This is a genomic window from Pseudomonas sp. GW821-FHT03C07, assembly GCF_059420925.1.
In genome coordinates this window covers 206,446-232,943 of record NZ_JBWKUQ010000006.1, presented here as the reverse complement: position 1 = coordinate 232,943, position 26,498 = coordinate 206,446, and the positions used below count along the sequence as shown (strand labels likewise).

General features: G+C 61.6%; 19 protein-coding genes. 5 read left to right on the top strand and 14 right to left on the bottom strand.

The features are described 5' to 3' along the window. The first annotated feature begins 46 nt into the window (after nucleotides 1-46). From pncB to AC07VG_RS14585, 3 genes are all read left to right on the top strand, one after another. A complete protein-coding gene (gene pncB, locus AC07VG_RS14595) occupies nucleotides 47-1,246 on the top strand; it encodes a nicotinate phosphoribosyltransferase (RefSeq protein ID WP_495001312.1) in 1,200 nt (399 codons plus the stop codon). Nucleotides 1,247-1,305: 59 nt separating this feature from the next. Then, nucleotides 1,306-2,133 carry an NAD(+) synthase gene (nadE, locus tag AC07VG_RS14590; protein ID WP_495001311.1) on the top strand — a complete coding sequence of 276 codons (828 nt, stop codon included), beginning with the start codon at nucleotides 1,306-1,308 and terminating at the stop codon, nucleotides 2,131-2,133. Between the two features lie 113 nt (nucleotides 2,134-2,246). Next, nucleotides 2,247-2,942 (top strand): hypothetical protein, encoded by a 696-nt coding sequence (locus tag AC07VG_RS14585; protein WP_495021400.1) that lies wholly within the window; start codon nucleotides 2,247-2,249, stop codon nucleotides 2,940-2,942. Between the two features lie 27 nt (nucleotides 2,943-2,969). Here the strand turns inward: AC07VG_RS14585 and azu are convergent, their stop codons facing one another. Further along, nucleotides 2,970-3,416: an azurin gene (gene azu, locus AC07VG_RS14580; protein ID WP_495001309.1), complete on the bottom strand. Its 447-nt coding sequence runs from the start codon at nucleotides 3,414-3,416 to the stop codon at nucleotides 2,970-2,972. A 420-nt stretch (nucleotides 3,417-3,836) separates the two neighbouring features. Here azu and AC07VG_RS14575 point away from each other — a divergent pair, with 420 nt between their 5' ends. After that, entirely contained in the window at nucleotides 3,837-4,013 is a 177-nt protein-coding gene (locus AC07VG_RS14575) for a hypothetical protein (RefSeq protein WP_177144542.1), read from the top strand. A gap of 159 nt (nucleotides 4,014-4,172) precedes the next feature. Here the strand turns inward: AC07VG_RS14575 and AC07VG_RS14570 are convergent, their stop codons facing one another. The 6 genes from AC07VG_RS14570 to AC07VG_RS14545 form a co-directional block, all read right to left on the bottom strand. Then, complete coding sequence (locus tag AC07VG_RS14570; protein WP_495001308.1) at nucleotides 4,173-5,084, bottom strand: transglutaminase family protein; 912 nt, start codon at nucleotides 5,082-5,084, stop codon at nucleotides 4,173-4,175. Continuing rightward, nucleotides 5,084-7,570 carry a circularly permuted type 2 ATP-grasp protein gene (locus AC07VG_RS14565; RefSeq protein WP_495021399.1) on the bottom strand — a complete coding sequence of 829 codons (2,487 nt, stop codon included), beginning with the start codon at nucleotides 7,568-7,570 and terminating at the stop codon, nucleotides 5,084-5,086. The genes AC07VG_RS14570 and AC07VG_RS14565 overlap by 1 nt, the downstream gene beginning before the upstream one ends. A gap of 87 nt (nucleotides 7,571-7,657) precedes the next feature. Continuing rightward, entirely contained in the window at nucleotides 7,658-10,933 is a 3,276-nt protein-coding gene (locus AC07VG_RS14560; protein WP_495021398.1) for a transglutaminase family protein, read from the bottom strand. A 179-nt stretch (nucleotides 10,934-11,112) separates the two neighbouring features. Continuing rightward, nucleotides 11,113-11,574: a hypothetical protein gene (locus AC07VG_RS14555; protein ID WP_495021397.1), complete on the bottom strand. Its 462-nt coding sequence runs from the start codon at nucleotides 11,572-11,574 to the stop codon at nucleotides 11,113-11,115. Then, on the bottom strand, nucleotides 11,574-12,494 hold the full coding sequence (gene ssp4, locus AC07VG_RS14550; protein ID WP_495001304.1) for an Ssp4 family T6SS effector: 921 nt from the start codon (nucleotides 12,492-12,494) through the stop codon (nucleotides 11,574-11,576). The genes AC07VG_RS14555 and ssp4 overlap by 1 nt, the downstream gene beginning before the upstream one ends. A gap of 113 nt (nucleotides 12,495-12,607) precedes the next feature. Then, nucleotides 12,608-14,911, bottom strand: a complete 2,304-nt coding sequence (locus AC07VG_RS14545; protein WP_495001303.1) for a YgiQ family radical SAM protein — start codon at nucleotides 14,909-14,911, stop codon at nucleotides 12,608-12,610. Between the two features lie 295 nt (nucleotides 14,912-15,206). Here AC07VG_RS14545 and AC07VG_RS14540 point away from each other — a divergent pair, with 295 nt between their 5' ends. Then, nucleotides 15,207-18,803 carry a dermonecrotic toxin domain-containing protein gene (locus AC07VG_RS14540; RefSeq protein WP_495021396.1) on the top strand — a complete coding sequence of 1,199 codons (3,597 nt, stop codon included), beginning with the start codon at nucleotides 15,207-15,209 and terminating at the stop codon, nucleotides 18,801-18,803. Nucleotides 18,804-18,833: 30 nt separating this feature from the next. Here the strand turns inward: AC07VG_RS14540 and dnaB are convergent, their stop codons facing one another. The 7 genes from dnaB to rnr form a co-directional block, all read right to left on the bottom strand. Further along, entirely contained in the window at nucleotides 18,834-20,231 is a 1,398-nt protein-coding gene (gene dnaB, locus AC07VG_RS14535) for a replicative DNA helicase (RefSeq protein ID WP_495001302.1), read from the bottom strand. A gap of 127 nt (nucleotides 20,232-20,358) precedes the next feature. Next, nucleotides 20,359-20,805 carry a 50S ribosomal protein L9 gene (gene rplI / locus AC07VG_RS14530; RefSeq protein ID WP_017125059.1) on the bottom strand — a complete coding sequence of 149 codons (447 nt, stop codon included), beginning with the start codon at nucleotides 20,803-20,805 and terminating at the stop codon, nucleotides 20,359-20,361. Between the two features lie 19 nt (nucleotides 20,806-20,824). Beyond that, on the bottom strand, nucleotides 20,825-21,727 hold the full coding sequence (locus tag AC07VG_RS14525) for a hypothetical protein (protein WP_495001301.1): 903 nt from the start codon (nucleotides 21,725-21,727) through the stop codon (nucleotides 20,825-20,827). A 36-nt stretch (nucleotides 21,728-21,763) separates the two neighbouring features. Beyond that, on the bottom strand, nucleotides 21,764-21,994 hold the full coding sequence (gene rpsR / locus AC07VG_RS14520; protein ID WP_002551829.1) for a 30S ribosomal protein S18: 231 nt from the start codon (nucleotides 21,992-21,994) through the stop codon (nucleotides 21,764-21,766). 28 nt (nucleotides 21,995-22,022) lie between these two features. After that, nucleotides 22,023-22,445, bottom strand: coding sequence for a 30S ribosomal protein S6 (rpsF, locus tag AC07VG_RS14515; RefSeq protein WP_040063859.1), 423 nt, complete (start codon nucleotides 22,443-22,445; stop codon nucleotides 22,023-22,025). A 423-nt stretch (nucleotides 22,446-22,868) separates the two neighbouring features. Further along, complete coding sequence (gene rlmB, locus AC07VG_RS14510) at nucleotides 22,869-23,630, bottom strand: 23S rRNA (guanosine(2251)-2'-O)-methyltransferase RlmB (RefSeq protein WP_100939697.1); 762 nt, start codon at nucleotides 23,628-23,630, stop codon at nucleotides 22,869-22,871. Beyond that, nucleotides 23,627-26,239: a ribonuclease R gene (gene rnr / locus AC07VG_RS14505; protein ID WP_495001300.1), complete on the bottom strand. Its 2,613-nt coding sequence runs from the start codon at nucleotides 26,237-26,239 to the stop codon at nucleotides 23,627-23,629. The genes rlmB and rnr overlap by 4 nt, the downstream gene beginning before the upstream one ends. Nucleotides 26,240-26,498: the final 259 nt, after the last annotated feature.

Genomic DNA, 26,498 nt, shown 5'->3' with positions numbered 1-26,498 from the left:
TGCCAGGACACGGCGGCAACGCGCGACCGGCATGGAGATACCCGTTATGAGCGATAAGGCCTTTGGCGATCGCATTGTGCAGAACCTGCTGGACACCGACTTCTACAAACTGACCATGATGCAGGCAGTGCTGCACAACTACCCCAACGTCGAAGTCGAATGGGATTTCCGCTGCCGCAACAGCGAAGACCTGCGTCCGTACCTGGCGGAAATCCGCTACCAGATCGAACGTCTGGCGGAACTGAGCCTGAGCGCCGACCAGCTGGGTTTCCTCGAACGCATCAGTTTCCTCAAGCCGGACTTCCTGCGCTTCCTCGGCCTGTTCCGCTTCAACCTGCGCTACATCCACACCGGGATCGAGAACGGCGAGTTGTTTATCCGCCTGCGCGGCCCATGGCTACATGTGATTCTGTTCGAAGTGCCGCTGCTGGCCATCGTCAGCGAAGTGCGCAACCGCTATCGCTATCAGGAAACCCTGCTGAGCCAGGCCCGCGAACAGCTCTATCGCAAGTTCGACTGGCTCAGCGCCAACGCTTCCGTCGAGGAACTGGCCGAGCTGCAGGTCGCCGACTTCGGCACCCGCCGACGTTTCTCCTACCGGGTTCAGGAAGAAGTGGTCGGCGTGCTCAAGCACGACTTCCCCGGACGCTTCGTCGGCACCAGCAACGTGCACCTGGCGCGCGAGTTCGACATGAAGCCGCTGGGCACCATGGCCCACGAGTGGATCATGGCCCACCAGCAACTCGGCCCGCGCCTGATCGACAGCCAGATCGCCGCGCTCGACTGCTGGGTTCGCGAATACCGTGGCCTGCTCGGCATCGCCTTGACCGACTGCATCACCACCGATGCGTTCCTCAAGGATTTCGATCTGTACTTCGCCAAGCTCTTCGACGGTTTGCGCCACGACTCCGGCGACCCGGTGACCTGGGCCGAAAAATGCATCAATCGTTATCACCAGTTGGGCATCGATCCGATGAGCAAGACCCTGGTGTTTTCCGACAGCCTCAGTTTGCCCAAGGCCCTGGGGATATTCCGCGCGCTGCGCGGTCGGATCAATGTCAGCTTCGGCATCGGCACCAACCTCACCTGCGACATCGAGGGGGTGGAACCGATGAGCATCGTGCTTAAAATGACCGCCTGCAACGGCCAGCCCGTGGCGAAGATCTCCGACGAGCCGGGCAAGGCCCAGTGCAAGGACCCGAACTTCGTCGCCTACCTGCGCCATGTGTTCCAGGTCAGCAGCTAGAGACTCGCCAAGCCGTACCGATCAACCCGTTCCAGACCCCATCCCGCAAGGAGTGAATCATGCAAGCCGTACAGCGCCAGATTGCTGAACAGCTCAAGGTCCAGCCACCGTTCGCCAACCAGGCCGCCCTCGAAGCCGAAGTGGCGCGGCGGATCGCCTTTATCCAGGATTGCCTGCTGAACTCAGGGCTCAAGACGCTGGTGCTGGGCATCAGCGGCGGCGTCGACTCGCTGACCGCCGGCCTGCTGGCCCAGCGCGCCATGCGTGAGCTGCGCGAGCGCAGCGGCAACCTGGATTACCGCTTCATTGCGGTGCGCCTGCCGTACGAAACCCAGTTCGACGAACACGAAGCCCAGGCCTCGGTGGACTTTATCGCCCCCGACGAGCGCCACACGGTGAACATCGGCCCGGCCGTCAAGTCGCTGGCCGGCGAAGTCGCGGCCTTCGAAGGCAAGGCCGCGGTGTCGCGGGACTTCGTCCTCGGCAATACCAAGGCGCGCATGCGCATGGTCGCGCAATACACCATCGCCGGCGCCGCCCATGGCCTGGTGATCGGCACCGACCACGCGGCGGAAGCGGTGATGGGTTTCTTCACCAAGTTCGGTGACGGCGCCTGCGACCTCGCGCCCTTGAGCGGCTTGGTGAAAAACCAGGTCCGGGCCATTGCCCGGCACTTCGGCGCGCCAGAGTTCCTGGTGGAAAAGATCCCCACCGCCGACCTGGAAGACCTGGCACCGGGCAAGCCCGATGAAGCTTCCCACGGTGTCACCTATACCGAGATCGACGCCTTCCTGCACGGCGAGCCGATACGCCAGGAAGCCTTCGACATCATCTGCCGGACGTACGAAAAAACTCATCACAAGCGTGAGATGCCATTTGCGCCGTGATTTATTCGGCTGAAATGTCGTAGGAAGCGTCTATTTTTCCGCGTAACGCTTGAGGCAGCATCGGTCACTGGGCAGTCTTCGCCGCATCTTGTTGTTGGCAGGGACCCCACCCGATGTTGCTCAATCGCAAATACCCGAAGTTGCAAGCGCAACCCGTGCTCCGATCCCCCTGGTCCTTTCCGTTGCTCGGAGCCTTCGGGGTCATCTGTTGGGTCGCCACCGCCGCCAGCCCCCCCGACAAGCCTGTCGCCGGCCAACCCAGCGCCGCGCACTTTTCGTTGATCACCCAGATGCCGGCGCGAACCGCCTTGCAGGCCAACGCCCACTACATCCCGAAAGCCAGCCAGACCGGCTGTCCCTATCAGCCCACGGTGCTGCACTTCAATACCGCGCTCGCGCAAACGCCCCACAGCACGGACTTCAAGGTGCCCCTGGGCTACGAATTGCCTGACTGCAAACTGTATCTGAGTGAAGTGAGCTTCGAGACCGAGGCGCTGTACGGACCTGACACCCTGAATCGCAGCATCACCCATAGCGGCTCGATCGCCGTGCGCGACAACCTGCGACCGGGCGTGTCGGGCTTTCCGAGTTCGGGGGAAAAACACTATGAAGGCTTGTGCGACTGGGAGAGCAGCGACCCCAATGCTCTCTCCGGACCGGGTCAGGTACTCACTTGCCACGCGCTGGACGATCAGGGACGGCTGATCGGCGGCAATCGCAAACCCTCCAAACTCGGTGGAACCCTGAGCCTGGAGGACCTGCAAGGTAAACGTATTCGCCTGAATCTGAAGATGAAGGAGCAACCCTGACCGCTGGAGCCAGGGTGGCAACGCGGGTTACTTGAGTACGACCGAACCCTTCATCAGCGAGTTGTGGCCCGGGAACGTGCAGAAAAACTCATAGCTCTCACCGGCTGTCAGTTTCGACACGTCGAAGGTGACCGAATCCTTTTCGCCGGCACCGATGATCTTGGTATGGGCGATGACCCGGGTGTCGCCATCCTTCAGGTAGTTCTTGTCGATCCCGGCGGCCATGCCGTCAGTTGCAATCCCGGGCATATCGGCGGTCTTGCTCAACACCCAGTTATGGCCCATGACATTCTTCGGCAGGCTGCCGGCATGAGTCAGGTTCACGGTAAAGGTCTTGCAGCTCTTGTCGATGCTGATTTCCTTGACGGTGTAGGACATCTGATCGGTGGAGTCGACATCGACCTTGCATTCGGCGGCAAGCAATTGGCCACTGGCGAGGGCCAGCAGGGATACCGCAACAACTTTGGCGAACATGGTGAATCTCCAAGGCAGGGTATGAAAATCAGCGAATCAAATGGGAAGACTGCCCGAAATCAAGATCAGTCCCCCTGATCTGAATCAAGAAATTGTATACAATCCTAAGCTATCGCTTCGATGGATACAATCAACCAGCCAGACGAACTGGCGCCCTCTAACATTAGGACGTTCTCACTCAACGGAGCGTCTAAAATGTCTATCAACAGCCTGCTGCAAAACTTGCTCGCCGCCTACGCCTGTGGTGCCAGTGGTACCTTTGAAAGGCCTTCGCGCGAGGTTTAATCCTTGGAGAGTCGCCGGCCAGCCTTTATTCTGGGGGTAAGCCTGTCGCGAAAAACCATTGTTTCGTGTGCTGCGCCACGAACACAGGCAGAATACGCGCCGCTCAACCTCACCTTCGACCCCAGAGGATCGCCCATGGCCAAACCCAATTACTCCTTCGCCAAACGTCAGCGCGACCTGGCCAAAGAGCAGAAGAAAGAGGAAAAGCTGCAACGCAAGAAGACCACCGCTGAAGAAGAGGCCGCGGCCTTGTTGAACCCGGAAGCGGAAGGCGAAGAAACCGAGGCGCAGGATCCGACCCCGAACGCCTGATTGCACAGAAACCTGTAGGAGCCGGCTTGCTGGCGATGGCGATGTTTGCCACGCAGACAAGACGGCGGATGTACCGGCCTCATCACCAGCAAGCCGGCTCCTACAGGGTTGCGTTGACCGGAGTGGCCGGTTCAGGACCCTGGCAGGCTTGTGTTCGGCTTAGCTGGCTGGCCGCCCCACATCCCCCATCGGCATGACCGTCACCCGCACTTCCGGGTCATGGCTGCCGCCCCCCAGGATCACCCCACGCAACGGCGACACATCGGAAAAATCCCGGCCCCAGGCCAGGGTGATGTGCTCCAGGGCCGGCTGCACATTGTTGGTCGGATCGAAATCCACCCAACCCGACACCGGACAGAACACCGACACCCAGGCATGCGAGGCATCGGCGCCGATCAGGCGTGGCTGACCGGGCGGTGGCTGGGTCAGCAGATAACCGCTGACATAACGCGCTGCCAGGCCCCGCGAGCGCAGGCAGGCGAGCATCAGGTGGGCGAAGTCCTGGCAGACCCCGCGCCGGCGCTCCAGCACCTCCACCAGCGGCGTGGCAACCTGGGTCGCTTCGGCATCGAAGGTGAACTCGCTGAAAATCTTCTCCATCAACGCCTGGACGCCCACCAGCAACGGGCGCCCGAGCGGGAAGCAGCTCTCGGAAAACTCGACGAAGCTTTTCTTCAGATGCACATACGGCGACTCGAAACGATAACGGCACGCCTCAAGGATCTCCGGATTCAACACCTGGCCGCTGTAGGTCAGGGCGCCGCGGGTGGCATCCCAGGCGGTGGACAGATTGAAATCCACCGCCGGCCGCGCCAACACCTCGACATTCAGCCAGGCATTGACCAGCAGCTCGTCGTGGGGTCGCTCGAACGCCAGACGGGTCAACGGATTACCAAACACATCGCGCTCATCGCGACGGCTGGTCGGCTCGGGGCTGATCTTCAACATCTGCTCGCTGCACACCTGCCAGTCACAGGCTCGTGGCCACAAGTGGGCAAGCTGCTGGGCCAGCGACACCGGGCTGTCGTAGTGATAGTGGGTATCGTGGAAAATCTGGTAGAGGGCACTCATCACACGGACACCGTCTGCTGGCTGATATCGTCGACATGGGCAAAATGCCGCAAGGCCAGGCGATCGGAGACCTGACCACTGGCATCGGCGATTTCCTGCAACAGCTCGGCCAGGCCATCGAGCACTTCGCGCACGCCGGTATCGCCGAACAAGGCGCTTTCCAGATTGCCCAGATCGAAACGTCCCAGGCGCTCGACCAGTTGGTTCAGGCCCAACTCGCGCGGAACAGCGAAGTCATCGTTCAAACGGCGCAAGGTGCGACTCACCAGTTTCAGTTGGAACAGCACGGCATGGGGGTTCTGCTCATCCAGCAGCAACAGGTCGAGCACCGGGATCAGTTGCGGCACCGCCAGGTAGCGCGAACGGTAGGTGATGCTGCTGTTGCCCAGCTCCAGCAGCCACGCCAACCCGGCCTGATCAAACACCGCAATGCCGCGCAGGAAGGCCGCCAGGCTGCTGCTGAGAAACTGCAGGCGCTCGATGCGCCGACCGATCATCAGAAAGCGCCAACCCTCGTCGCGGGTCATATCGTCCAGGGCGAAACCGGATAACGCCGCCAGGGACATCACCAGACGGTTGAGGAAATCCAGCAGTTCGCCAAAGTTCGGGTCTTCGCTTTCCAGACTCATCGCTTCGCGTTGCAGCTCCACCAGCGCCTGCCAGTTTTCTCGCGACAGCTTGCCGCGCACCTGGGACGCCGCCCACTGCAAGCGCTGCAAATTGGAGCGCAGGCTGAACGGCCAGTCGTCGCCGAGCAGGGCCGCCAGCAGGCGTTCGGGCAACTCGCCTTCTTCCGGCAGCAGCATCAGGCTTTCGCCGAGTTCCACCGCCGCCTGCAAGGCCTGGGGATCATCGCCGTCGACATAGCGCGCCAGCATGATCCGCAACAAGCGCGCGCTGTCGTCGCAACGCTCGCAGTAGCGACCAAACCAGAACAGGTTTTCCACCACCCGCGACGGCAGGTAGGGATCGCGTCGCACCAGATCGCGGACCCCGAGGGAGCGCGGCGTACGCCAATGTTCACCGCTGGGCATGCGTTCGCTGAGCACCCAGGTGTCCTTGCTCGCACCGCCGCGCTGCATCGACACCACCTCGGCGTCGGCATCCGCCGCCACCCGTGTCAGGCCGCCGGGCAGTACCCGATAACCCTCGGCGCTGGCAACGGCATATACGCGCATACCGATGGCCCGCGGTTGCAGGGTGCCCTCCTCGGCTTGCCAGATCGGCGCCTGGGACAATTGCGCCAGCTCCTGGGCAACATAGGCGTAAGGCCGGGCGCGCATGCGCTCGGCCAGGGCCTGGCGTTGTGCGTCATCGAGGTCGCGGCCGAACACCGGGACAAAACTCTGCGACGGAAACGCCGGTTTGATCAGCAGTTCAGGCAGTTTTTCCAGAGCTTGGGCCAGCACCGGCGGCTCGCCACACCACCAGGTGGCGATGGACGGCAGGAGCAACTCCTCGCCAAACAGGTGCTGGTTGATCTTCGGCAGGAAGCCCAACAGGCCGGGCGACTCCAGCACGCCACTGCCCAGGGCATTGGCCACCAGCACCCGGCCCTGACGCACCGCCTCCAGCAAACCGGGCACGCCCAGGGCCGAGTCGGTGCGCAGTTCCAGCGGATCGCAGAAGTCGTCGTCGAGCCGGCGCATGATCGCGTGGACCCGCTGCAAGCCGCTCAGGGTCTTGAGGTAGACCGTGGCGTCGCGCACCGTCAGGTCGCCACCCTCCACCAGCGGATAACCCAACTGGCGCGCCAGGTAGAGGTGTTCGAAATAGCTTTCGTTGAAACGGCCCGGGGTCAGCAGCACCACCAGCGGTGCTTCGGCATCGCTCGGTGCCTGGCGTACCAGGGTTTCCTGCAGGGTGCGGAAGAACCCGGCCAGGTGATGCACCCGCAGGTCGCGGTACAGGTCGGGAAAGGCCCGCGACACAATGGTGCGGTTTTCCAGGGCATAACCGGCCCCGGACGGCGCCTGGGTCCGATCCGCCGTGACCCACCAGCGACCGTCCGGTGTGCGCGCCAGGTCGACGGCGAACAGGTGCAGGAAGGTCCCGGCCGGCGGCTGGATGCCCTGGCAGGGCCAGAGGAAGTTGTTGTGGCCAAAGACCAGTTCGGCGGGCAGCAGGCCGTCGCGAATCAGGGTCTGCGGGCCATAGAGATCGGCCAGCACCGCATTCAACAGTCGTGCCCGCTGAGCAATGCCCGCGGCCACCCGCTGCCATTCGTCGGCTGGGATGATATGCGGCAACAGGTCGAGCTCCCAGGGCCGGTCGGCGCCCTTGGGGTCGGCGTAGACGTTGTAAGTCACGCCGTTTTCCTGGATCTGCCGGGCCAGCAAGGCCTGGCGCTGAGCCAGTTGCGCGGGCGTGCTGCGTTGCAACTGGTCGATCAGCGGCCGCCAATGCGCACGCACGGCGCCGCCGTCGTCCAGCAGTTCGTGATAGGTCCCCGGTGTCAGCGGGTAGCGGTCAAGCAGGTCGGGCATGGAAAGCTCGGCAGACGGCAAGGGCAATCAGGTTAACGCAGACAGATGACGCACGGATACGCGAAAACTCCGTGCGCCCTGTCAGCTTTATGTGTGTCGCAAGTCCAATGTCATCGGCAGTTCGTCGTTGATCTTCAACGGCGGAATCGGCAGCGTGCCGGGACTGTGGCCAAGGCGGAAGAAGCGCGCCATGCGCCGGCTTTCCGCTTCGTTGGCGTTGACCGGCAAGGTCTCGTAGTTGCGCCCACCCGGATGGGCGACATGGTACTGGCAACCACCGAGGGAACGATGCATCCAGGTGTCGAGCAGGTCGAACACCAGCGGCGCATGCACCGGGATGGTCGGCTGCAGGCAGTTGGCCGGTTGCCAGGCGCGATAGCGCACGCCGGCGACAAATTCGCCGACCCGCCCGGTAGGTTGCAGCGGCACCGCCACGCCGTTGCAGGTCAGCAGATAGCGTTGCGGCGCCAGGCCACTCAGCTTGACCTGCAAGCGCTCCAGCGACGAGTCCACGTAGCGCACCGTGCCGCCGACCGCGCCCTCCTCGCCCAGCACATGCCAGGGTTCGAGGGCCTGGCGCACTTCGAGCTCGATGCCGTTGACCGCGTAGTCGCCGACTTTCGGGAAGCGGAACTCCAAGTGCGCGGCGAACCATTCGGCGCGCAGGGGATAGCCGGCGGCGTTGAGGTCGACGATGACATCGGCGAAATCCTGCTCGATAAAATGTGGCAACAGGAAGCGGTCGTGCAGTTCGGTGCCCCAGCGCGCCAGCTTGGGCGGCGCATAGGGCTCGCGCCAGAAGCGCGCCACCAGCGCCCGCAGCAGCAGTTGCTGGGTCAGGCTCATGCGCGCGTGGGGCGGCATTTCAAAGGCGCGCAGCTCCAGCAGGCCGAGGCGCCCCGTGGCGCCATCCGGCGAGTAGAGCTTGTCGATGCAGAACTCGGCGCGGTGGGTATTGCCGGTCACGTCGATCAGCAAGTTACGCAGCAAGCGGTCCACCAGCCAGGGCGGACATTCTTCGCCCGCTGGCGGTATCTGCGCGAAAGCGATTTCCAGCTCATACAGCGAGTCATTGCGCGCTTCGTCCACCCGCGGCGCCTGGGAGGTCGGGCCGATAAACAACCCGGAGAACAGGTAGGACAGCGACGGGTGGTTGTGCCAATAGCTGATCAGGCTGCGCAGCAGGTCCGGTCGCCGGAGGAACGGCGAGTCCGCCGGCGTTGCGCCGCCGAGGACAAAATGGTTGCCGCCGCCGGTGCCGGTATGGCGCCCGTCGATCATGAATTTCTCGGTGGTCAGGCGGGTCTGGCGCGCCTCTTCGTAGAGGAATTCAGTGCGTTCGACCAACTCGTCCCAAGTAGCGGACGGCTGCACATTGACCTCGATCACGCCCGGGTCCGGGGTGATCCTGAAATTCGCCAGGCGCGCATCGTGGGGTGGCTCGTAGCCTTCCAGCAACACCGGGCAATGCAGCTCCTCGGCAGTGGCTTCAATGGCGCTGACCAGTTCCAGATAGTCTTCGACCCGCTCCAGTGGCGGCATGAACAGATACAAGCGTCCGCCCCGGGCTTCGGCGCACAAGGCGGTGCGGGTCAGCCAGGCGGCGGACTCGTCGATCTTCGGCACTCGCTCTTCGCTCACCACCGGCTCGCCGTGGAGCTTGAGGGCTTCGGTGTCCGGCAGCTCGGGCAAATCCTGGTTCGGATCGGTCGGGTGCACGAACGGATACTCCGCTGCCGTCACCCAAGGTTGCGAAGCCAATGGCAGACGGTAACCCAGCGGTGAGTCCCCCGGCACCAGCCGGCAATGACTATCCCGCAGGTACCAGCGTCCGCTCTGCCAACGGTCATTGGCCGCGGTACGGGCCAGCGGCAGGACCTGGCCAATCACCTTGTCCAGACCCTGGGAGAACACCTTGCGCAGCCGCGCGCGCTCCAGTTCGTCATCCAGTCGTGGGTCTGTGGCCGTGACGTTGATCGGCAATTGCCCCTCGCGCCACAGGTAGTAGAAATTGTCCTCGTAGGCTGGAAAAACAAAGCGGGTCGGCAGTTTCAGACGTTCGGCGACACTCGCCAGGAAACGCCCGGCCATTGCGCCGTCGGCGCCATAGTCTTCCTGCTCGTCGGCAATCAGCGCGCTGTTGTGCCAGATTGGCACGCCGTCGCGGCGCCAGTAGCTATTGAGCGACCAGCGCGGCAATTGCTCGCCGGGGTACCACTTGCCCTGGCCGAAATGCACCAGGCCTTGCGGGGCATAACGCTTGCGCATGCGCTGGAACAGTTCGGCGGACAGCCGGCGTTTGTCCGGGCCCAGGGCCGCAGTGTTCCACTCGGCGCCGTCCGGGTCATCGATGGAGACAAAGGTCGGCTCGCCGCCCATGGTCAGGCGCACATCGCCTTCAAGCAGGTCGGCGTCGATCTGCCGGCCCAAGGCCTGGATCGCCAGCCATTGCTCCTCGGTGTAGGGCTTGGTGACGCGCGGCGCCTCCCAGATCCGCTCCACCGACATTTCGTGGCTGAACTCGCACTCGCAGGGTTCCACCAGGCCGCTGATCGGCGCCGCTGACGAGGGATCGGGGCTGCAGGCCAACGGAATATGCCCTTCGCCGGCGAACAGCCCGGAAGTGGCGTCCAGGCCGATCCAGCCGGCACCCGGCAGATAGACTTCGCACCAGGCGTGCAGGTCGGTGAAATCGACCTCGGTGCCGGACGGGCCGTCGAGGGCCTTCACGTCGGCGGTGAGCTGGATCAGGTAGCCGGAAACAAAACGCGCCGCCAGCCCCAGGTGACGCAGCAGCTGCACCAGCAACCAGGCCGAGTCGCGGCAGGAGCCGGAGGCGTTGACGAGGGTCTGCTCGGGCGTCTGCACGCCGGGCTCCATGCGGATCAGGTAACCGATGTCTTCGCTCAGGCGCTGGTTGAGAGCCACCAGGAAATCCACGCTGGGCAGCGGCGTGCGGTCGATGCCATCCAGGTAGGCCTGGAACTTCGGCGTCAGCGGCAGCTTTTCCAGGTACGGCGACAGCTCGTGCTTTTCATCGGCGGCGTAGGTAAACGGGATTTTCTCGGCGTAGGGTTCGAGGAAAAAGTCGAACGGATTGAACACCGCCATCTCGGCGACCAGGTCGACCTCGATGCGCAGCTCCGCGGTTTTTTCCGGGAACACCAGGCGCGCCAGGTAGTTGCCCTGGGGATCCTGTTGCCAGTTGATGAAATGCTGCTCGGGCTGGACCTTCAGCGCATAGGACAAAATCCGCGTGCGACTGTGGGCGGCCGGACGCAGGCGAACGATCTGCGGACCGAGCTCGATGGCGCGTTCATAGCGGTAATGCGTGACATGGTGCAATGCGACATGGATCGACACGGCGTGCCTCCTGCGAGCCTGGGCTTATACCTGTGCGCGCAAGACTTATGCCACTTGGCCAAGCCCCGCGCTTTCGGCGTGAGTCGTGCTCGCTCAGCTAAGCACAGCACCAGAATGGCGCCAGCTTGCGGGCGTAGTGCAGAGAGTCGCACAGAAACGGGGCGAATGGTCGAACGCCGTTATCCGCGCGTTTTTCGCCGGGTCTTCAGGGCATTTTTCAGGGCTTCGCGCTGGTGGCGGATGTCGACGAGCTTGCTGCGCATTTCGCGGTGGCGTTTGCTGTTGAGCAGCAGCAGGCCAATAAGCGGTGCAAAGACAGCCAATCCGTAAATGACTCGATGAGGGTGAGACTCGATGGTCGGCAACACACTCAAAAAACAAAGCGCGAATAGCAGAACCAGTCCCCGAACCCATTGAGGACGACCGCGCACAATCATGAAATTGCAGTGAACCACCACCAATGCCAGTGCCACGACCGCGATAAACATGCCGGTCGCCTGCTCGCCTAACGAGGCGTCAGGGAAAAAGTGGTCACCCACCAGCGGCACGCCACAGGAGACGGAGATCAACGCCGCAAAAATCCCGCCGATGAAGGTGGGGAAGTAGTGCGCCAGGAAACGCGGCAGGCTCAGGTCTTCCATTATTCCTCAATCTCCTCGTAAAGCCCGACGGCGATGGTTTTCACGTTGCCGGACAAGGCGCTGCCAGTCAGTCCAATGGCGGCCCCCAGGGAGTCCTTGATCTGGGTCACTGTGGCATGTTTGATCTCGGTGGGCGTGAAACGCTTGGGCAACTCGCCGGCCAGCTGTTTCAACTTGAGCATTTTCGGGGTCAGCCTGGGATCGTTGATGCTCAACAGTTCCTTGGTCAACTTCGAACGCTCCTGACGGCTAAGCCCGCGCAGCACCTCACGAACGGTCTTGCCGGTGGTGGCCTTGGTCATGCGCACCAGCTTGAGGGTCGTCAGGGATGATGCCCCAACCCCCATCAACGAAGCAGCATCCAGGGCTATCGAGGCGTACTGATACCAGGCCTCGCTATCCAGATCGTCATTGCGCGCAGGATTGACCGCTTCGTTGACCGTTCGGTATCCCCCGATGGCGCATTGCGCGGTACTGGCGACGGCTGCGGTGTAGCCAATGGCAACCACCACCGAACTGGCCCCGGCCGAGAAGGGAACCGCCACCGAGCCACTCAACACCACCACCCAGCCGATCACCGCCCCCGCGCAGGACAAGGTGGTATTGATCGCTTCTCCAACCAACCGTGACTCACGGGGATTGTCCTGCACCTGCTGGGCGAACTGCACCGGCGCAATGTACTTCTGCGCCTCGCGCAAGATGATGCGCTTGGGCTTGATGCTGCAGATCGGCTGGAACTCGCGCAGGGTGACGACGCTGAAGTCGACGCCGATATAGACCACGCCGGCCCCGACGATGCCAGGGTCGGCATCAATCGCCGCAAAGAGCTTCGGCAGGTTGATCTGGCTTTCGATACGTTGGCGAGCGAGGAATTGCGAAGGGCTGGAATCCATGCCGATGCCAGGGAGCGGGTTGCTCACAAGTGTTCATCCTTGAAGAGAAGGCTTGTCGTCGGGTGACGTGGGAATCACGTCACCTTAACAAACGACTCTCGCGGCCACTAGAACGCAAAACGCCATCACTCAACCTGCAATCAGCGCGGCACCACCGGCTTGCGGGTCGGCTTCTTGCCTTTGCCCTTGGCCGCGTCGGTACGCTCCTTGGCGGCCTGCTTGTTACGGGCAAACGCCGCGGCCTTGGCCTGTTCGCGTTTGTCCCAGGCATTGCCACCATCGCTGCCACGGGGCGGCAGGCCGGTGTGCTGAGTCAGGATCTTGGTGGTCGTGTCCTTCGCCACCTTGTGGCTGCCGGCCGGTGTCGAGTTCTTCCGGCGCGCGCTCTGGTAGCTGTCGGTCGCCGGCTGGTGCAGCGGGATCAACTGGTCCTTGCCCGGCCCGATCAGGTCGCCACGGCCCATCCGTTGCAAGGCCTCGCGCAGCATCGGCCAGCCCTTCGGATCGTGGTAGCGCAGGAACGCCTTGTGCAACCGGCGCTGCTCCTCGCTCTTGACGATGGTCACCGCGTCGCTCTTGTAGGTGACCTTGCGCAATGGGTTCTTGCCCGAGTGGTACATGGCCGTGGCGGTGGCCATCGGCGACGGGTAGAACGCCTGCACCTGGTCGGCCCGGAAGCCGTTGCCCTTGAGCCACAGCGCCAGGTTCATCATATCTTCGTCGGTGGTGCCCGGGTGCGCGGCAATGAAGTACGGAATCAGGTACTGCTCTTTCCCGGCTTCCTTGGAGTACTTCTCGAACATGCGCTTGAACTTGTCATAGCTGCCGATGCCCGGCTTCATCATCTGGTTGAGCGGACCTTCCTCGGTATGCTCCGGGGCGATCTTCAGATAGCCGCCGACGTGATGGGTCACCAGTTCTTTCACGTACTCCGGCGACTCGACCGCGAGGTCGTAGCGCAGGCCGGAGGCGATCAGGATCTTCTTTACACCCGGCAAGGCACGGGCGCTGCGATAGAGCTGGATCAACGACGAATGATCGGTGTTCAGGTTCGGGCAGATGCCGGGGAACACGCACGACGGCTTGCGGCACGCGGATTCGATTTCCGGGCTCTTGCAGGCAATGCGATACATGTTCGCGGTCGGGCCGCCGAGATCGGAAATCACCCCGGTAAAGCCCGGCACCTTGTCGCGGATCTCTTCGATCTCGCGAATGATCGACTCTTCGGAACGGTTCTGGATGATCCGCCCTTCGTGCTCGGTAATGGAGCAGAACGTACAGCCGCCGAAGCAGCCACGCATGATGTTCACCGAGAAACGGATCATGTCGTAGGCCGGGATCTTCTCCTTGCCATACGCCGGGTGCGGGACGCGCTGATAAGGCATGCCGAACACGTAGTCCATTTCCTCAGTAGTCATCGGAATGGGCGGCGGATTGAACCAGACGTCCACATCGCCATGCTTCTGTACCAGCGCACGGGCGTTGCCCGGGTTGGTTTCCAGGTGCAACACACGGTTGGCGTGGGCATAAAGCACCGCGTCGCCACGGACCTTTTCCACCGACGGCAGGCGGATCACAGTCTTGTCGCGGGTCATCCGTGGGCTGGCCAGGATCTGCACGACCTTGGCTTCCTGCGGATCTTCCACTGGCCCCTTTTCCTGCTCGATGGCGCAGGCCTGGGTGTCCTGGGTGTTCACATAGGGGTTGATGATCTTGTCGACCTTGCCCGGCCGGTCGATGCGCGTGGAGTCGACTTCGTACCAACCTGCCGGCGTGTCGCGGCGAATGAACGCGGTGCCGCGTACATCGGTGATGTCTTCGATCTTGTGGCCGTAGGACAGGCGCTGAGCGACTTCGACAATCGCCCGCTCGGCGTTGCCGTAGAGCAGGATATCGGCGCTGGCGTCGATCAGGATCGAGTTGCGCACGCGGTCCTGCCAGTAGTCGTAGTGGGCGATCCGGCGCAGCGAGGCCTCGATGCCGCCGAGGACGATCGGCACATGCTTGTAGGCCTCCTTGCAGCGCTGGCTGTAGACCAGGCTGGCGCGATCCGGACGCTTGCCGGCCAGGCCGCCGGGCGTGTAGGCATCATCGGAGCGGATTTTCTTGTCGGCGGTGTAACGGTTGATCATAGAGTCCATGTTGCCGGCCGCGACCCCGAAGAACAGGTTCGGCTCGCCAAGCTTCATGAAGTCGTCCTTGGACTGCCAGTTCGGCTGGGCAATGATCCCGACGCGGAAGCCCTGGGACTCCAGCAGCCGGCCGATAATCGCCATGCCGAAGGACGGATGGTCAACGTAGGCATCACCGGTGACGATGATGATGTCGCAGGAATCCCAGCCAAGCTGATCCATCTCTTCCCGGCTCATGGGCAGGAAGGGCGCTGGCCCGAAACATTCGGCCCAGTACTTGGGATAGTCAAATAACGGCTTGGCTGCTTGCATGGCGATGACCGGTGTCGAGATGAAAATTCGCGGGCGCGGAATATAGCACAAATTTTGATCAAGTCCGACGATAACAGTTGGTTTTACCCACGCCCATCTCCCGAACGCTGGCCGACAACTATCTAGTGCAGCCGTACAACCGCCTTGTCGTTAGCTGGTCCTTCAAAAAACCAGCAAGGCGACCGCCATGACGAGCGCATCTCCCCCCGCCCCGAACGACCCAATGCATTTCGATATCATTAAAGATCATTTGCCAGCCTGGCTGCTCGATACGCCCCAGGATCAACGCAAGGCCTTGCGCCAGAGCCTGATCGCCAGTTGCCATTCCCGGCATGACGTCCAGCAGCTGCTGGCAAAACTGCAATCGCCCGCGCAATTCATCAAGCCGCTGCTGGAACGGGCCATCGCCTTCAACTTCCAACTCCACCTGGATGTCGAACGGGCGACCTTCGTACACGTGCGCAAAAACAACTATTTCTTCGGATTGATTTCGCTCCAGGGCGAGACCAGCGAACAAAGCCTCTTATCCGCCGCCCTGCGCAACTTCGACGAATCGCTCACCAGCGCCGAGACCTTCGGCGCGGGCTCGGGGATTTACTCGGCGCCCAGAGTCCAAGGCGGCAAAACCCGGATCAAACCCGAGGCGTTCGCCCTGGTCTGCCGCAGCCTCGACTTCGGCAGCCTTTACCAGGCTCACCTGCGCTCAGCTCTCAAGCCTCCTGCCCAAGCCGATGGCGATGACGCCAGCCGCACCCAGGATGCTCTGCTCAAGAGCTATACCGACGCCTTTGCCGTAACGATACATCTGGCCAGAATCAAAAAAGAGATCTCGATAGCCGACTACCACGCATTGCTCGACGTGCTGAACAACCGCTATGTCGTCAGGTATGGCACCCAGCCCTGCTCTCGGCTCAAATTCCTTGGTATGGACCTCAGCGAGGTGCTGGTCATCGGACTGGACGCCGAGGATGGTAGCCACCCCTGCATCGTCTACATACCGCAGGATCCGATCAGCTCCTTGGCGCGCTACGACTCCCTCAGGGATTTCGAAGACGAGCTAAGCCACAGGCTGCTGTCACACAGCTACACACGGTTCTTTTCACGATTCCTCCCAACCAGCGATCAAGGAGAGCTGCTCAGCCAGATGATCAAACGCGCCATGTGGCAAAAATGGAAACCAAACACGCAGATTCCGGCAGCTGATTCATTGTTGCTGACGCGACACCCAGTGGAAGGCAACGTATTCCAAAGCCTGCGCGCCCAGCGCATACGGCAGATCGAACGCCATGGACGGGAAGTCGTCCCCCCTACAGCGGATCTCGACAGCCAAGCTCATCAACGCCTGTTACAAACTTACGAAAAGGCCGGTCTGAGCGCATTGGGGCTAGCCGTGTCGTTCATACCGCTGGTAGGCGATATTCTGCTGATCTTCACCGGAGCCCAACTGATCCATGAGGTGTATCAAGGATTCAATGCCTGGAGACGTCATGAGCAGGTTGAAGCCCTCAACTACCTGATGGACATCGCCGAGCAGGTCGCACTCATGGGGGCAAGCGCGGGCGCCATCAAGGCCGGTCGGTTCGTCAAGTCGCTGATTCGCGTCGAACCCTCACCCGGCACGTCCTGCTTATGGAAGCCGGACTTGACGCCCTATCGGCAACCCCTTGAACTGCCTGAAGCGCTGCTCCCCGATGAACAGGGTCTCTACGACTACCAGGACAAGCACTACCTGGCGCTGGACGAGCAACTCTATGAGGTGGGCAGTGCTGGCGATCCACCCGAGTGGTCCATTCGACATCCCCACGACCCCTGGGCGTATTCACCGCCCTTGCTGCAAAACGGGGCCGGGGCCTGGCGCACCCGGTATGAAAAACCACAAGACTGGGATGACCTGAAACGACTCAAGCGCTTGGGACCGCTTGCAGCGGCCATCCAGCATGAGGACCTGGCGCCGATCCTGCACGCCAGCGCAACCGATTCGCAATCGTTGCTTCAACTTCATCTCGCTAACCAGTCACCGCCGGCGCAATTGACCGACACCTTGAAACGCTTCCGGCTCGCCAGGCAAACCCAACATCGGCGCCTGCCGGAAAGCCCCTCGGGCAAGGCCAGCAGCAGCCCTTCCGGGATCGCCGAGCAGAACCCGGCGCAACAGTTCGAGGCCCTTTATCGAAACAGCGAACACGTCGAAGGCCCGCTGCTCGAACAGATTCGACAGGACTTTCCAAACCTGCCCAAGAGCTATGTGCAGGCCTTGGCCAGATCCATCAATCCCGCCGAAGCCGAGCAGATCCTGAAGCAGAAAAGCTTGCTGCCCTACCTGAAAGAAGAAACCGAGCTCTCGATGCAGGGGGTGGATACCGCTCGACTTTATGAAGGTCTTTATCTGCCCACGACAGCCAATCCGGCTTCAGACCAACTGGTGTTCCACACCCTTGAAGCGCTCCCCGGTTGGTCGGGCAAGGTTCGCCTGGAACTGTATTCGGACTCGCTGGCCGAGCCCCCGCTGGCCAGTGTCGGCAATGACCGGGCAACGACCGTCAGGCGCCTGCTCCGTGAAGACTCGCGCTATCGGGTCTACGACACCGACGATCGACAAATCCTGGCGCCGAGCGAGCTCTATACGGCGATCCGGCAAGCCCTGCCCAAAACCGAGCTCGACAACCTGGGCGTTACGGGCCCGAATCAAGACATCACCCTCAAGCAATCACTGCTCCACAAGATCCGGCAATTGAGCTCTTCGCCAGCGGCCGTGCGCCAGCTCCGGTCTTCTCCCGAGCCCCTTGCGTCTTCGCATCCCGGCATTGCGCCGGATACTTACTTCGCGCTGAAAACACCACCGGGCGACCTCCACCTCGTGGACGATGGTCTGTATCAGGACACCTTTTCCCGGCACTACATCCAGGAGGCGGGGCACTACTACCAGGTCGAATCTTCAGACCTTGGCTGGAAACTGATCGACGCCCGCAACCCTTTTCGCTGGTATCGCCCGGTGCTACGACGAAAGGCCGGTCATTGGGAAATCAATACCGCCATCGGCTTGAAAGGCGGAGCGCCGGGCCCGGGACAAAGCAAGATAGAGCTTGTGGACAGTGACTCTGAAATGGTCTCGGCGCTTGAGTACATCAAGCCCGAGCCCTTCACCGCCGAAGACCTGCGGCGGATGAAAGTCATCAAATCCTATCAGCGCTCACCCAACAAAATAGGTGACTATGACCGCGTGAACAATGGCCGTTATCCCATAAGAGACCTGTCAGGCAATCCTCTGCGCATCAAAAAAATCCAGCATATGAGTAACATCAGCAACTCGGGAATACGCTACCCGGCCAAGGACATCCTGCCGTATTTGAAATGGGCGACCCATGAAGAGACCGCCAAACTGTACGAGGAGAAGCTGCTATTGCGGGAGTTCACCGAACAGGATGCCAAGGTTCCCCAGGAGCAAAGCCTGATCGGCCAGGCCATGGTCGTTGCCAGAAAACCGTTGAAAGCCGGGGAAGCCATTGGGGTGTATGGCGGTAGTTTCATCCCGTTTCACGTCAGCAATGCCCGTCGGGATCCGTTCGTGATCGACATTTTGCCGGCGCCCCGGCCCAGCCGACCGAAATGGGATCGACTGATGCTGTCGGGAGACAACATCATTTCGCGCATCAATTCCATTTTCGAATACGAGGAAAACGTCCCGGTCCGGCAAGCCGTCGCCGGCTACAACGTCGAAGGCGCGTCGTTTCCCGTCGATGTCGATATGGGCGAAGGTCGCCTTGAGTCGTTCCACCTGAGCGCTTTCTTTACCACCCGGGCTATTCCCGCCGATGAAGAACTGCGCTGGAATTACGGCTACAGCGAAGCGGGGGTGCGCACTGTATTCGCGCCGCCCGAAGCAAGTCCGTGAATCTGCAAGCCGGCTGACGAAATGTTCGACTTACTCGTCATCATCGAAGTTGTAGCTGCCCGGCGCGAGGTTCTCGAAGCGCGTGTACTTGCCGATAAAAGCCAGGCGAATAAAACCGATCGGGCCGTTACGCTGTTTGCCGATGATGATTTCGGCGATGCCCTTGTGTTCGGTTTCCGGGTGATAGACCTCGTCCCGGTAGACGAACATGATGACGTCGGCGTCCTGCTCGATCGCTCCGGATTCGCGCAAGTCGGAGTTCACCGGACGCTTGTTCGGCCGTTGCTCGAGGGAGCGGTTGAGCTGGGACAGGGCCACCACCGGGCAGTTGAATTCCTTGGCCAGGGCCTTGAGGGAGCGGGAAATCTCGGAAATCTCGTTGGTCCGGTTGTCACCGCTGGAACCGGGGATCTGCATCAACTGCAGGTAGTCGATCATGATCAGGCCGATCTCGCCGTGCTCACGCACCAGGCGGCGGGTCCGCGCACGCATTTCCGACGGGCTGATACCGGCCGTATCGTCGATAAACAGCTTGCGGTCGTTGAGCAGGTTGACCGCCGAGGTCAGCCGCGGCCAGTCGTCGTCTTCCAGACGACCGGCGCGGACCTTGGTCTGGTCGATCCGCCCGAGGGAAGACAGCATACGCATGATCAGCGATTCGCCTGGCATCTCCAGGGAGTACACCAGCACCACCTTGTCGCTGCGCAGCACCGCGTTCTCCACCAGGTTCATGGCGAAGGTGGTCTTACCCATGGACGGACGGCCGGCGACGATGATCAGGTCGGACGGTTGCAGGCCACTGGTCTTCTCGTCGAGGTCGGTGTAGCCGGTGGACAGACCGGTGATGGCGTTGTCGGTGTTGAACAGCGTATCGATCCGGTCGATGGCCTTGGTCAGCAGGTCGTTGACGCTGACCGGACCGCCGGTCTTGGGCCGCGCTTCGGCGATCTGAAAAATCTGCCGCTCGGCTTCGTCGAGAATCTCGGAAGCGGTACGCCCTTGCGGGTTGAACGCGGTGTCGGCGATTTCAGTGCTGATGCCGATCAACTGGCGCAGGGTCGCTCGCTCGCGAACGATCGCCGCGTAGGCCTTGATGTTGGCCACCGACGGAATGTTCTTCGCCAGCTCCGTCAGATAGCCCAGGCCGCCGACCTGGGAGGTCTGCCCTTCCTTGTCCAACTGCTCGGCCAAGGTCACCACGTCGATCGGCATGTTCTGATCGGCCAGCTTGGCAATGGCGCGGAAGATCAGGCGGTGGTCATGTCGATAGAAGTCGCCGTCCGAGACTTGATCGAGCACGCGCTCCCAGGCGTTGTTGTCCAGCATCAGACCACCGAGCACGGCCTGTTCGGCCTCGATGGAATGCGGCGGCACTTTCAGCGCGGCGGTTTGCAGATCGTATTGCTCGGGAGCGGAGATATCGTTCATGGCCACTTGGAATTAGGGGGTTTGCAAAAGGACGTTGCCAAAAAAACAAAGGGCACGACCTGAATGAACAGAGTCGTGCCCGATGTTAACCGTCTGGCGCACAAGTCGCCAGACGATTGGGTACTGCTTAAGCAGCCACCACGACAACGCGTACGGTTGCTTCGACTTCGGCGTGCAGATGCACGGCCACGTCGAATTCACCCACGTTACGGATGGTGCCGTTCGGCAGACGCACTTCGCTTTTTGCCACTTCAACGCCGGAGGCGGTCAGGGCATCAGCGATGTCGTGGGTGCCGATCGAACCGAACAGCTTGCCTTCGTCACCGGCGGTGGCAGTGATGGTCACTTCCAGCTCAGCCAGTTGGGCGGCACGCGATTCAGCCGAAGCTTTCTTGTCTGCTGCGGCTTTTTCCAGCTCAGCGCGACGCTCTTCGAACGCAGCCAGGTTGGCAGCGGTCGCAGCGGTGGCTTTGCCGAATGGCAGCAGGTAGTTACGACCGTAACCGGCCTTAACGTTTACCTTATCGCCCAGGTTGCCCAGGTTGGCGATTTTTTCCAGAAGGATCAGTTGCATGTGGAAATCCTCTTAACTTTTAACCTTCACCGTTCGCGGAACCGTTATCGGCGTCTTTCGACGCCAGGCGTCCGCGAAAATCAATCAGGCTGTCGACAATGGCCAATACCATGAGCAACGGACCGAGCAAGTGCATGAATGGCACGAGCGTGACGTACATCCCCACCAACCAGAAACTGGCCAGCTTCTTCTGCGCCACCAGCCCGTGAATCAGGGCCAGGCCGGCGAAGACCAGTGGAACACCGCACAGCGGCAACAAAATCAATGCATGCAGGCCGATAAACGGCGCGACAAACATGACGGCCAGCAGCGACAGGGCCACCTTCTTGGGGATCCGGATCGCGCGAAACTCGCGTCCGAAACCACCGGGGTTGTACAACAACGCTTGCCAATAGCGCCCAAGAATCAGGCACATCACACTAAAGACCTGCAGCGAGATCGCCGTTGAGGTGATCAACAGGGGCACGGCCAGTGACGCGAGGAACGCTCGCTGATCTACCGACAACTTGTGGTAGACCTCACCGAGAGCCAGCGGCACGACTTGTTCAAACGTCTGCGCCAACCCTTCGATGAAGGGACTGAAAATCGTCCCCAGACTCACCGCACATGCCAACCCTACAGCCATGCTGACCAGCAGCACGCGGTTCCAGGAGTAGCCAGCGCGTAAAACCAACGCCAGGCTGCAAGACCCGAGCAGCACCAAAAGGGCCGTGGGGTCTTTCTGGATATTGAAGTGCCAGAACAGCAGCACCGACAACACACCCAGACCAATGACGCCAAGGGCGTCCGAACCGCGCCGCAGGAGCACAAGGCACCCGGCGGCGGCACTCAACCAGAACAACAGCGGCAATGCCGCAGATCCGGCCACGACGAGCATGGCCTGCATACGTCCGCGCATGATGAATCCAGCTAAGGCGCGCATGCATTCAATCCTTTACTGCGTGTCGACTGCCCGGTCTCAGCGGCCGTGGCTGTCGGTGTAGGCCAGCAGGGCCAGGAAGCGGGCGCGCTTGATAGCGGTGGCCAGCTGACGCTGATAACGAGCTTTGGTACCGGTGATACGGCTTGGAACGATTTTGCCGGTTTCGGATACGTAGGCTTTCAGGGTGTTGAGATCTTTGTAATCGATCTCTTTCACGTCTTCAGCGGTGAAGCGGCAGAATTTACGACGACGGAAGAAACGTGCCATGTAATTGGCTCCTCAAAAGGTCCGTGGATTACTCGTCAGCGTTATCGCTGGCGTCGCTGTCATCACCCTCAACGCCATCGGCGTCGGAGTGCTCAGGACGGTCGCGACGCTCACGGCGCTCACTGCGGTTTTCTTCAGCCTTGAGCATCTCGGACTGGCCAGTAACGGCTTCGTCGCGACGGATGACCAGGTTACGGATCACAGCATCGTTGTAGCGGAAGTTGTCTTCCAGCTCGGCCAGGGCCTTGCCAGTGCATTCAACGTTCAGCATCACGTAGTGAGCCTTGTGAACATTGTTGATTGCATAGGCCAGTTGACGACGGCCCCAGTCTTCCAGACGGTGGATTTTGCCGCCGTCTTCTTCGATCAGCTTGGTGTAACGCTCTACCATGCCGCCGACTTGTTCGCTTTGATCCGGGTGGACCAAAAAGATGATTTCGTAATGACGCATGAATGCTCCTTACGGGTTGTAGCCTGCCGCTCAAAAACGGTCAGACAAGGAGTGAATGACACTTGTGTGTCTTGCCTGGAGTAGGCACAGATGCGCCAGCCATCACGGCAAGGGGCGCAATTGTAGAGAAGGGGCGAGAGGGGTGCAAGACAATTGGTGATTATTTGAACAGATCACCCAGCGCAAGTCGCGAACCCTGTGGGAGCCGACTTGCCGGCGATGGCAGCGATGGACAGCGCAAGACTCAAGGGCCTCATCGCTGGCAAGCCAGGCTCCTACAGGGGACGGCGTCGGACACAGGGTTTGCGTATGACACACATCCCATGTGGGAGCCGGCTTGCCGGCGATGAGGCCGGCAAGTCCTGCGGTGACCGTTCGGCCGTCATCGCTGGCAAGCCAGCTCCCACAAAGGTTTTGCGGTAATCAGGCCTTTTTGGTGGCAGCCTTGACGCTGCGCTGGCGCAGCGCTTCGAACAAGCACACACCGGTGGCCACCGAGACGTTGAGACTGCTGACGCTACCGGCCATCGGCAGGCGCACCAGATAGTCGCAATGCTCGCGGGTCAGGCGCCGCATGCCCTTGCCTTCGGCCCCCATGATCAGGATGGTCGGGCCGGTCAGGTCCTGCTGGTACAACTCCTGCTCCGCCTCTCCCGCCGTACCGACGACCCACAGGCCGCGCTGCTGGAGTTTTTCCAGGGTCCGCGCCAGGTTGGTCACCGCCACCAGCGGAATCACTTCCGCCGCGCCGCAGGCCACCTTGCGCACCGCCGGCGTCAACGTCGCCGACTTGTCCTTGGGTACCACCACCGCCAACGCCCCGGCCGCATCGGCGGTGCGCAGGCAAGCGCCAAGGTTGTGCGGGTCGGTCACGCCGTCGAGCACCAGAATCAACGGCGCGCCTTCGGTGCGATCGAGCAACTCGTCGAGCATCGCCTCACCCCAGACCTGGCTCGGACTGACGTCCGCTACCACGCCCTGGTGCACGCCTTCGACCCAGGCATCCATCTCGCGGCGCTCGGCCTGACCGACCGACACCCGGTTTTCCGCGGCCAGCCCCAGCAACACCTGGACCCGCGGATCACTGCGGCCTTCGGCCAGCCAGATCTGCTTGACGCGCTTCGGGTGATGACGCAACAACGCCTCTACGGCATGCACGCCGTAGATTTTTTCCAACTGACTCATGACTTGCCCTTGGGTTTACGCGCCCCGCCGCTTTTCGCGGGACCAGCGCCCGCCTTTGGCGGACCTTTACGATGCTTGCTCGGCTTCTCCGACGGAGCCCCGTGCGCGGGCTTTCCCTCGGTCTTGCCTTTACCGCCGTTCTTGGCTTCGGCCAACAACGCCTGCTTCAGTTCACGACTCCTGCGCACTTCGGCGTTTTTCGCCGCCGCATCGCTGGGCCGATAAGCCTCGTCCGATTTCTTCGCGGTTGCGCCACGACGCCCGGCCTTGGCCGGCTCCGGGGCTTTTTCGACAGCGGCAGGAGCGGGAGCGCTGGTTTCAGTCCCACGCTTCTTGCGACCGATCGGCGCGCTGAGGGTTTTCTCAGCCATTTCGAAGTCGATCTTGCGCTCGTCGAGGTCGACGCGCATGACCTTCACTTCCACCGTGTCGCCAAGACGGAAGCTGCGACCGGTGCGCTCGCCCGCCAGACGGTGATGAACCGGATCGAAATGGTAGTAATCACCCGGCAAGGCGGTGACATGCACCAGGCCTTCGACGTAGATATCGGTCAGCTCGACGAACAGGCCGAAACCGGTCACCGCGGTGACCACGCCCGGGAACGACTCGCCCACGCGATCCTTCATGAACTCGCACTTGAGCCAGTTCACCACGTCACGGGTGGCTTCGTCGGCACGCCGCTCGCTCATCGAGCACTGTTCGCCCAACTGCTCCAGCGCCGCTTCGTCGTACGGATAGATCCGCGCCTTCGGAATGGTCATCGCGCCGGCACGCCGCACGTGCGGCGTATCCTGCTTGGAGTGGATGACGCTGCGGATCGCACGATGCGTCAGCAGGTCCGGGTAACGGCGGATCGGCGAGGTGAAGTGGGTGTAGGCCTCGTAATTCAGGCCGAAGTGGCCCTGGTTGTCGGCGCTGTACACCGCCTGGCTCAGGGAGCGCAGCATCACGGTCTGGATCAGGTGGAAATCCGGGCGGCTCTGGATACTGGCCAGCAACGCCTGGTAATCCTTCGGCGACGGACCGTCCTTGCCCTTGTGCAGGGACAGGCCCAGCTCACCGAGGAAGGCGCGGAGTTTTTCCAGGCGCTCCGGCGGCGGACCGTCGTGCACCCGGTACAACGCCGGAATCTCGTGCTTCTTGAGGAACTCGGCGGTGGCCACGTTGGCCGCCAGCATGCATTCTTCGATCAGCTTGTGCGCGTCGTTGCGGGTGGTCGGACGGATTTCCGCGATCTTGCGCTCGGAACCGAAGATGATCCGCGTTTCCTGGGTTTCGAAGTCGATGGCGCCACGGGTATGCCGCGCCGCCAGCAACACCTTGTACAGGGCGTAGAGCTGCTTGAGGTCCGGAACCACTTCCGAATACTCGCCACGCAGTTTCTTCGCCTCGGTGGTCTTCGGCTGCTCCAGGATCGCGCTGACCTTGTTGTAGGTCAGGCGCGCATGGGAGTGGATCACCGCTTCGTAGAACACGTAGTCGGTCATCTGCCCGCTTTTGTTGATGGTCATTTCACAGACCATCGCCAAGCGGTCGACATGCGGGTTCAACGAGCACAGGCCGTTGGACAATTGCTCAGGCAGCATCGGTACGACACGCTCGGGGAAGTACACCGAGTTGCCGCGCACCTGGGATTCGGCGTCCAGCGCCGAACCGATCTTCACATAGCTGGAAACGTCGGCAATCGCCACGTACAACTTCCAGCCGCCGGAGAACAGCCGCAGTTTGCCTGGCGTGGCTTCGCAATAGACCGCATCGTCGAAGTCGCGGGCGTCTTCGCCGTCGATGGTGACGAACGGCAGATGGCGCAGGTCAATGCGCTTCTCCTTGTCCTTCTCCTCGACTTCCGGCTTGAGCTTGGCCGCCTCCTTGAGCACGGCCTCGGGCCAGACGTGGGGAATGTCGTAGGTGCGCAGCGCGACATCGATCTCCATGCCGGGCGCCATGTAGTTGCCCACCACTTCGATCACATCGCCCTGGGGCTGGAAGCGCGGCGTCGGCCAGTGGGTGATTTTCACCTCGACGAACTGCCCGACCCGGGCGTCGGCGTTGCGGCCCGGGGTCACCAGCACTTCCTGCTGGATCTTCGGGTTATCCGCGACCACGAAGCCGATGCCGCCCTCCTCGAAGTAACGCCCGACGATGCTCTCGTGAGCACGGGACACCACTTCGACGATCACGCCTTCACGGCGTCCGCGCCGATCCAGGCCGGAAACCCGCGCCAGGGCGCGGTCGCCATCGAACACCAGGCGCATTTGCGCCGGGCTCATGAACAGGTCGTCGCTGCCGTCATCCGGGATCAGGAAGCCGAAGCCGTCGCGGTGACCGGCGATGCGGCCGAGGATCAGGTCGAGCTTGTCCACCGGCGCGTAGGTGCCACGGCGGGTGTAAATCAGTTGCGCATCGCGCTCCATGGCACGAAGGCGGCGGCGCAGAGCCTCGATCTGATCTTCAGTGGTCAGACCGAACTCATCCACCAGCTCCTCGCGACTGGCCGGCGATCCACGCTCGGACAGGTGCGCCAGGATAAGCTCGCGGCTAGGAATGGGGTTTTCGTATTTTTCCGCTTCACGAGCGGCCTCGGGATCGAGGGACTGCCAATCGGCCATTAGATAAATTTCACCTTGTCTATATGCGGGTTAGTTTGGCATACGCGTATTGAAACGGGAAATTTCAGGCACACAGGCCGGCTTAAAACCCATTTGTCGGCGCGAAAAATGCCGGACGATGCACATTGAAGCGTTTTTTTTGGTTTTTTTCATGACAGGGGTTTACAGTTAAAAGGCGTCTCCGTATAGTGCGCGCCATCGACGACGGAGACGTTGACGATGATGCCCAGATGGTGAAATTGGTAGACACGCCAGCTTC

What these genes read in the sequence shown, in the direction of transcription:
- pncB (WP_495001312.1), top strand. Translation starts at nt 47, where the DNA reads ATGAGCGATAAGGCCTTTGGCGATCGCATTGTGCAGAACCTGCTGGAC.
- nadE (WP_495001311.1), top strand. Translation starts at nt 1,306, where the DNA reads ATGCAAGCCGTACAGCGCCAGATTGCTGAACAGCTCAAGGTCCAGCCA.
- AC07VG_RS14585 (WP_495021400.1), top strand. Translation starts at nt 2,247, where the DNA reads ATGTTGCTCAATCGCAAATACCCGAAGTTGCAAGCGCAACCCGTGCTC.
- azu (WP_495001309.1), bottom strand. Translation starts at nt 3,416, where the DNA reads ATGTTCGCCAAAGTTGTTGCGGTATCCCTGCTGGCCCTCGCCAGTGGC.
- AC07VG_RS14575 (WP_177144542.1), top strand. Translation starts at nt 3,837, where the DNA reads ATGGCCAAACCCAATTACTCCTTCGCCAAACGTCAGCGCGACCTGGCC.
- AC07VG_RS14570 (WP_495001308.1), bottom strand. Translation starts at nt 5,084, where the DNA reads ATGAGTGCCCTCTACCAGATTTTCCACGATACCCACTATCACTACGAC.
- AC07VG_RS14565 (WP_495021399.1), bottom strand. Translation starts at nt 7,570, where the DNA reads ATGCCCGACCTGCTTGACCGCTACCCGCTGACACCGGGGACCTATCAC.
- AC07VG_RS14555 (WP_495021397.1), bottom strand. Translation starts at nt 11,574, where the DNA reads ATGGAAGACCTGAGCCTGCCGCGTTTCCTGGCGCACTACTTCCCCACC.
- AC07VG_RS14545 (WP_495001303.1), bottom strand. Translation starts at nt 14,911, where the DNA reads ATGCAAGCAGCCAAGCCGTTATTTGACTATCCCAAGTACTGGGCCGAA.
- dnaB (WP_495001302.1), bottom strand. Translation starts at nt 20,231, where the DNA reads ATGAACGATATCTCCGCTCCCGAGCAATACGATCTGCAAACCGCCGCG.
- rplI (WP_017125059.1), bottom strand. Translation starts at nt 20,805, where the DNA reads ATGCAACTGATCCTTCTGGAAAAAATCGCCAACCTGGGCAACCTGGGC.
- AC07VG_RS14525 (WP_495001301.1), bottom strand. Translation starts at nt 21,727, where the DNA reads ATGCGCGCCTTAGCTGGATTCATCATGCGCGGACGTATGCAGGCCATG.
- rpsR (WP_002551829.1), bottom strand. Translation starts at nt 21,994, where the DNA reads ATGGCACGTTTCTTCCGTCGTCGTAAATTCTGCCGCTTCACCGCTGAA.
- rpsF (WP_040063859.1), bottom strand. Translation starts at nt 22,445, where the DNA reads ATGCGTCATTACGAAATCATCTTTTTGGTCCACCCGGATCAAAGCGAA.
- rlmB (WP_100939697.1), bottom strand. Translation starts at nt 23,630, where the DNA reads ATGAGTCAGTTGGAAAAAATCTACGGCGTGCATGCCGTAGAGGCGTTG.
- rnr (WP_495001300.1), bottom strand. Translation starts at nt 26,239, where the DNA reads ATGGCCGATTGGCAGTCCCTCGATCCCGAGGCCGCTCGTGAAGCGGAA.